At 61.8% G+C, this 7,160-nt stretch carries 4 protein-coding genes; all 4 read left to right on the top strand.

The window, feature by feature from the left end; translation table 11 throughout:
• Nucleotides 1–36: 36 nt before the first annotated feature.
• The 4 genes from LB524_RS04650 to LB524_RS04635 all read left to right on the top strand — a co-directional run bounded on the left by LB524_RS04650 (nucleotide 37) and on the right by LB524_RS04635 (nucleotide 7,141).
• Complete coding sequence (locus LB524_RS04650) at nucleotides 37–1,908, top strand: HlyD family efflux transporter periplasmic adaptor subunit (RefSeq protein WP_224523999.1); 1,872 nt, start codon at nucleotides 37–39, stop codon at nucleotides 1,906–1,908.
• 47 nt (nucleotides 1,909–1,955) lie between these two features.
• Complete coding sequence (locus LB524_RS04645) at nucleotides 1,956–4,058, top strand: peptidase M50 (protein ID WP_224523996.1); 2,103 nt, start codon at nucleotides 1,956–1,958, stop codon at nucleotides 4,056–4,058.
• A gap of 179 nt (nucleotides 4,059–4,237) precedes the next feature.
• On the top strand, nucleotides 4,238–5,107 hold the full coding sequence (locus tag LB524_RS04640; protein ID WP_224523986.1) for a SapC family protein: 870 nt from the start codon (nucleotides 4,238–4,240) through the stop codon (nucleotides 5,105–5,107).
• A 45-nt stretch (nucleotides 5,108–5,152) separates the two neighbouring features.
• A complete protein-coding gene (locus LB524_RS04635; RefSeq protein ID WP_224523984.1) occupies nucleotides 5,153–7,141 on the top strand; it encodes a prepilin peptidase in 1,989 nt (662 codons plus the stop codon).
• Nucleotides 7,142–7,160 lie beyond the last annotated feature (19 nt).

Raw genomic sequence — 7,160 nt, 5'->3', positions numbered from 1 at the left:
TCGCGAACTGCGCGCGCCGCTTCGAAACGGGTGTCCATGGCCGATAGCATCCTTGAAGGTGATACCCACAGGATGCTGGATGATGCCGGCATCGTCAGCTACAGTGTTCTGGACCAGGCGCTGTGGACACGCTTCCGTGCGGCCGGAACGTCGGATGAGTTCATCGGTGCATGGCTGGGCCTTCTGTGCCGCCAGATTGCCGATGCCTCGGCAGCAGCCCTGGTGCTCGGGGAAGCCGATACCGGGCCTTATGTGCTGGCCGCTGCATGGCCGAACTCACAGTCGCCGGTCAGTGGACTTCTCGCCGCCGCCGAGATGGCCACGGGAAAGCGTCAGGGCGTCAGTGTATCGGGTCCGGCGGACAACACACAGATCATCGCGTCACCCATCCTCATCGACGGGCATCTGTTCGGAGCCTGTGCCGTTGCCGTGAAGCGAAACGACGCTGCCTTCACCGACATCATGCGCAAGATCCAGTGGGCTTGCGGCTGGGTGGAGGTGCATCTGCGCCGTGGCATGAGCGATCAGAGCGAACAGGCCGCGCAGCGCAGCCGCTTTGCGTTCGATATGTTGGCGGCGGTGATCGAGAAGAAGCGGTACAAGGGCGCTTGCACCGCCCTCGTCACCGAACTTGCCATGCGGCTGAACTGCGACCCGGTCGCCGTCGGCGTGATGCGCCGGCGCTGGACGCGCGTTGCGGCGGTGTCGCATTCGGCGGCATTCGACGGCAAGGTCAGCTTCATGCGCGACATCGCGGCGGCGATGGACGAGGCAATCGACCAGCGCGCCGTGGTCGTCGCGCCACCGCGCCAGGGTCAGGAATATCGGGTCAGCATCGCGCACGAAGCCTTGACACGCCAGTACAAGAACGGCGCTGCCCTGACCGTGCCGCTGCAGAGCAACGGCACGATGACGGGCGCGCTCACCTTCCTGCGGCCCGCCGATGCAAGCTTTGACCAGGAGACGATCTATCTTTGCGATGCAGTCGCGGCCGTGGTCGGACCGGTGCTCGAGGAAAAACGCCGTAACGACCGGACGATCTTCACCAAGGCGATCGAAGCGGGCTGGATCCAGATCAAGAGGCTGCTTGGCCCGCGCTTTATCGGGCGCAAGATTGCGACGCTGGCCGCGGTGGCGATAGCGGCCTATCTGAGCGTCGCCACTTCGCCCTATGCGGTAACTGCGCCTGCTGTCATTCGAGGTTCGGTGCAGCGAACCATCGTTGCCCCATTCAGCGGCTATGTCCTGTCGGAATTCGCCAAGGCAGGCGAAACGGTGCGCAAGGATCAGGTGCTGGCGCAGCTTGACGATCAGGATCTGAATTTCGAGCGGCTGCGGCTGGTCACCACCAAGGCTCAGAAGGAAACGGAATTTGACCGCGCGCTGGCGCGTGGCGAGCGTGCCGAAAGCCAGATCATCGAGGCTCAGATCAAGCAGGCGGACGCGCAGCTGTCGCTGATTGACGAACAGCTACGGCGCACCCGGCTGGTGGCGCCGTTTGATGGATTCATTGTCTCCGGCGATCTGTCGCAGTCGGTCGGCGCGGCGGTCGAGCGTGGCCAGGAATTGTTTCACATCGCGCCGCTCGATTCTTACCGCGTTGTCCTGGAAGTCGACGAAAGCGACATCGACGACATCAAGATCGGCCAAACCGGCCAGTTGCGGGTCAGCGCGTTGCCGAGGGAACCGCTGCCATACAAGATCGAACAGATTACGTCTGTCTCGCGACAGGGCAACGGCCGCAACTCGTTCATGGTCGAAGCTTCGCTCGCCGGATCCCTCGAGCGGCTGCGCCCCGGCATGGAGGGCGTCAGCAAGACCCATGTGGATGAACGGCTGCTGTTCTTCGTCTACACCCAGCAGATGATCGACTGGCTGCGCCTGACCCTCTGGCGCTGGGCGGGCTGACCATGGACGGGAGCTATTTCAGTTCGTCTTGGTATCGCGTCGCGCAATTGAAGCCGCGGCTGCGGAGCCAAGTGAGCATCCACCGCACGATCTTCCGTAACCAGGTCTGGTATGTAATGCAGGATCGGACCTCAGGCCGCTTCCATCGCTTCACGCCGGAGGCCTATTTTATCATCAGCCTGATGACCGGCCGGCGGACCATGCAAGAAGTGTGGGACAGCGCCTGCGAACGCCTCCACGAAAAGATCATAACACAAGACGCGGTGATCCGCCTTTTGGGGCAGCTTCACGCCTCGGATGTGCTGTTTGGCGACATTCCACCCGACATTGAGGAAATCGCCGACCGCGCCAGCAAACAGCACAACCGTAAACTTCTGTCGAAATTCGCAAATCCGCTGGCTATTCGCGTCGGGCTGTTCGATCCGAACGAGTTCCTGAACGCGACCTATCCGCTGGTGCGGCCGTTCCTATCCTGGTTGGGCGGCATCGCTTTCCTCGCGCTGGTTGGCTATTCGATTTTCCTTGCTGCGATGGATTGGCAGGCGCTGACCGGCGACGTGACTGACAGGGTTCTCTCGGCCGAGAATATTGTCCTGATCCTGATCGCCTACCCCTTTATCAAGACCTTGCATGAACTGGGGCATGCCTACGCCGTCAAACGTTGGGGCGGCGAAGTGCACGAGATCGGCGTGATGCTGCTCGTATTCATGCCGGTGCCCTACGTCGACGCGTCGGAAAGCCTGGCATTCCGGGACAAGTGGCAGCGCGCCCTGGTGGGTGCGGCAGGCATTGTCGTCGAGGGGTTGTTGGCCTGTCTGGCGCTGATCGTCTGGCTGAACGCCGAGGCCGGATTGGTGCGCGCCTTCGCATTCAACGTGATGCTCATCGGCGGCGTCTCGACCTTGCTGTTCAATGGCAATCCACTGCTGCGCTTCGACGGCTATTACGTCCTGAGCGACATTCTCGAGATACCGAACCTTGGTCAGCGCGCGACCAAATATCTCGGCTATCTGGTTCAGCACTATCTGTTCGGTATCGAAAGCGCCGAAACGCCGGCAACCGCACAGGGCGAAGAGTTCTGGCTGTTCAGCTACGGCGTCACGTCATTCTTCTACCGGATCGGCGTCATGGTGGCGATCGTCACGTTGGTCAGCCAGCGTTACTTTGTCGTCGGCATGATGATGGCTGGGTGGGCGCTGGTGCTGATGGTTGGCGTGCCGCTGGCGCGCCAATTGTGGTTCCTGTTCACGAGCCCATCCCTGAGAAAAACGAGGGGGAGGGCCTTCGCCGTCGTTGCAGCCAGCCTCGCACTGGTAGCCTTGCCGTTCTTTGTCATCCCGCTACCCTACGCGACCGCCGCGCAGGGAGTCGTCTGGCTGCCGGGCGACGGCGTCGTCAATGCCGGTGTCGATGGCGTTGTGGCGGAAATTGTCGCGACGCCCGGTGCCCGGATTGAGCGAGGCGCCCCGATCTTGCGGCTGGAAGACCCTCTGCTGGAGGCGCGGACCGTCCTGCTGGATTTGAGGGTCGGGGAGCTTGAGCGCCGCCTCGAAAAGCTCGACGTCTTGGACAAGGTCAACGCCAAAGTGGTGGCCGAAGAACTCAGGCTGGCGCGCGCCGACCTGGTCCTGGCCCGCGACCGTGCCGAGGCGCTGACAGTCCGGGCTCAGGCAAGTGGAACGCTGATCGTTCCCTCTTCAAATGATCTCGAAGGCAAGTTTGTGCGCCGTGGCGAGACGCTGGCCTATGTGACGCGGTTCGACCAGCCGACATTACGCGCCGTGATCCCGGAGGGCGACGCCGACCTGGTTCGCAACCATACGGAGTTCGTCGACGTACGCTTCGTCGAAGACCTGTCGGTTTCCCATTCCGCCAAGATCATACGCGAAGTGCCGTCGTTGACCGCGACTTTGCCGAACGCCGCATTGAGCACGGTGGGCGGTGGCCAGTTCTCACTCGATCCGACCGATCATGCGCAGAAGCGGGTGCTTGCCAATTTGATGCATCTGGAACTGGCGCTGGCCAATCCAAGCAAGATCGACCGCATCGGCGGGCGAATCTATGTCCGTTTTTTTCACGGCAATGTCCCGCTTTACGAACGGACCTATCGCTGGATCAGACAGGTTTTTCTGCGGGTCTACAAGGTATGACCTGCGCTACCGGAGGAGTTAATATTTGGATTAAGTTAACTAGAACGCCTAATGAGTGCGCCAAAAATTCGATAAATTATTTACTTATACAAATAAATGAGAGACAATACTTCGGATTCAGTGCCGATATATACTGTTAAAACGACGATTGGCCCTTTTTAACCTCGAGGAGAGTTCTCATGACTGTTCAACTTCTTTTCTACCAAGACGCAAAGCCGGTGACCTCAGACCGCCACAGAGATGTTTCAATCAAGGCGGGTCACTCCTACAGCTTCGCCCGAAACGTGAATTCGGTACCGGTGACGGCTGTCGAATTCGCGCAGGCAGCGGCGGAGTACCCGATCGTTTTCGCGGGCACCGAACACTCGATCATGCCGGCGGTCATTCTCGGCGTGAAGCAGACCGAAAACCTTTATGTCGACGATGCCGGCAACTGGAGCGGCAAGTATATTCCGGCGTTCGTTCGGCGCTATCCGTTTGTTTTCTCTTCCGATGCCGGCGGCCGAACGTTCATCCTCAACATCGACGAGAGCTTTGAAGGCATCAACCGGGAGGGCCGCGGCGAGCGCCTGTTCGACAGCGACGGACAGCAGACGCGCTACCTGAAAGAGGTGCTTGGCTTCCTTCAGGATTATCAATCGCGCTTTCAGCGCACCAAGCAATATTGCGATCGTCTGAAGTCGCTCGGGTTGCTGCAGCCGATGCAGGCGCAGTTCAATTTGAACAGCGGCGAGCGTCATTCTCTGGCCGGCTTCATGACGGTCGACCGGGAGAAGCTGAAGGCGATCGATGTCGCCGACCTGCAAGCCTTGTTCGGAAATGACGAATTGGAGTGCACCTATCTTCACCTCCACTCCTTGCGGCACTTCGCCAACATGCTGGAGCGGATGCCTGCCCCGGCCCTGGATGTGGAGGACAAACCGGAACCGGCACCAGAGGCCGCCAAAGCGAAACGGGAAAACGGCAAATCGCCGGCGCACAAAGGCGGTGGACGAAGCGCGGATGCCGGGCTGCAGGCCGAGGCCGAGGATAGTGGGCAGCAGGCTTGACCAGGTGACGACCGGGATATCACTCGAGCGTAGTGGAGTAGGAGCTTGACTGCGGCCGGGCAACCGGCCGGCGTCTTGCTTCCCGCCCTCGATCTCGGCGCCGAGCGGGAAGACCCGGCGCCGAAATTCCTCGACTGGCTGGATCAGTGGCTGGTCGGCGTGACCTCGCCGCTACGGGAGCGAGCGAGGCTCAGGCGGATGTATCGCGCACTGCCTCGCATCGAGGTCCTGGGGCGTGACTATGCGGCCATAACCGAAGTTGAGCTTCTCGAGCGGGTCGCGGCGTTCCGCGGGGTGATGCGTCGCGGCGGCCTCACCCAGGCGAACATCGAACGATGCTTCGCGATCGTGCGCGAGATATCCTGGCGCAAGCTCGGACTGCGCCACCACAACGTTCAAATTCTGGGCGGCCTCGCAATGCTTGACGGACGGGTGGCGGAAATGGCGACTGGCGAAGGAAAGACGATCACCGCCGGTCTCGCCGCATCGGCAGCGGCGCTGGCTGGCACGCCGGTTCACGTCATAACCGTGAACGACTATCTGGCGGAACGCGACCTTGCGACGCTCAAGCCCGTCTATGACTTTCTCGGCCTGACCACGGGCCTGATCCAGAGTGGCGACAGGGCAGGGCGGCCACGAATCTATGCGTCGGACATTGTCTATGCGAGCAACAAAGAGGTTACGTTCGACTACCTGCGCGATCGCATGGCGCTTGGCCAAAGAACCGGGCTGCTGCACCGCAAGCTCAGCGGCTTCGGCCAGGTCGGCAATGAGAATTCGCAAACGGTCATGCGCGGTCTGCACCTGGCAATCGTCGACGAAGCCGACAGCGCGCTGGTCGACGAGGCGCGTACGCCACTGATCATCTCCCAGGAAAGCAACTCCGTCGACGAACGCGACTGGGCGGAAAAGACGTTTCGTCTGGTCGAGGACCTTCAGCAGGATGTCGACTATTCGCTGTTGCCGGACCGGCGCCGTATCGAATTGACGGAAGCAGGCAAGGACAGGCTCTGGACGCGCGCTGAGGCGGCCGACGGATTCTGGCGCAACCGCATCCGACGCGAGGAATCGGCCAGGCAAGCACTCTCCGCCTTGCTGCTTTTCCGACGCGGCGAACACTATCTGGTCGCCGACGAGACAGTCCAGATCGTCGACGAATTCACCGGACGCATCATGGCCGACCGCACCTGGAGCGATGGCCTTCATCAGTTGATCGAATTCAAGGAGGGCTGCAAGGTGACGCCGCGCAAACGCACCGCCGCGCGGATCACCTATCAGCGCTTCTTTCGTCGCTATCTGCGCCTCGCCGGCATGTCCGGCACAGCCTACGAGGTCAAAGGCGAACTGGGCGCCGTCTACGGGCTGTCGGTTCTCGCCGTGCCGACCCATGTGCCGCCCCGGCGCGCGAAGCTCGCGCCAATTGTATGTGCGACGCGCGAGGAGAAATGGAACCGCATCGTGCAGGAGGTTGAGACGATGCGGACCCTCGGACGGCCGGTACTGATCGGCACGCGTTCGGTCTCGGCGTCGCAGGAACTCAGCGCGTGTCTCGACCGCGCCCGCATCGAGCATGCCGTGCTGAATGCCGAACAGAGCGCGGACGAGGCGAATGTCATTGCGGGCGCGGGTCGTGTCGGAACGGTGACGGTCGCGACCAACATGGCCGGGCGCGGCGTGGACATCAAGGTCGATCCAGAGGCGCTGGCAATGGGTGGGCTTCATGTCGTGCTGAGCGAGCGCCATGATGCCCGTCGGATCGACCGGCAGATGGAGGGGCGGACGGCGCGCAAGGGAGACCGGGGGTCAACGCGGGCCATTCTTTCGCTGGAGGATCCGATCCTCGATCTCGCGCCGCCACGCCTTGTCGAGTGGGCCAGCCGGCGTCAAGGCTGGTTCAGGCGCCGCGCCGCGCTTGCGCTGTTTCGGGTGGCGCAGATGCGCGCCGAACGCGCGCACGCATCGGAGCGCAAGGACCTTCTCGATCAGGACCGGCGGCTGGGTGTGCTGCTCGCCTTCTCCGGCAAATCCGAATAGACTTGGGCTGGCGGCTGGA

This window comes from Mesorhizobium sp. ESP6-5 (genome assembly GCF_020164695.1).
In the GTDB taxonomy this organism is placed as follows: Bacteria; Pseudomonadota; Alphaproteobacteria; order Rhizobiales; family Rhizobiaceae; genus Mesorhizobium; species Mesorhizobium australicum.
This window is presented reverse-complemented; position numbering and strand designations above follow the sequence as displayed.

Coding starts and splice junctions, on each gene's coding strand:
- LB524_RS04650 (WP_224523999.1), top strand. CDS start 37: ATGGCCGATAGCATCCTTGAAGGTGATACCCACAGGATGCTGGATGAT.
- LB524_RS04640 (WP_224523986.1), top strand. CDS start 4,238: ATGACTGTTCAACTTCTTTTCTACCAAGACGCAAAGCCGGTGACCTCA.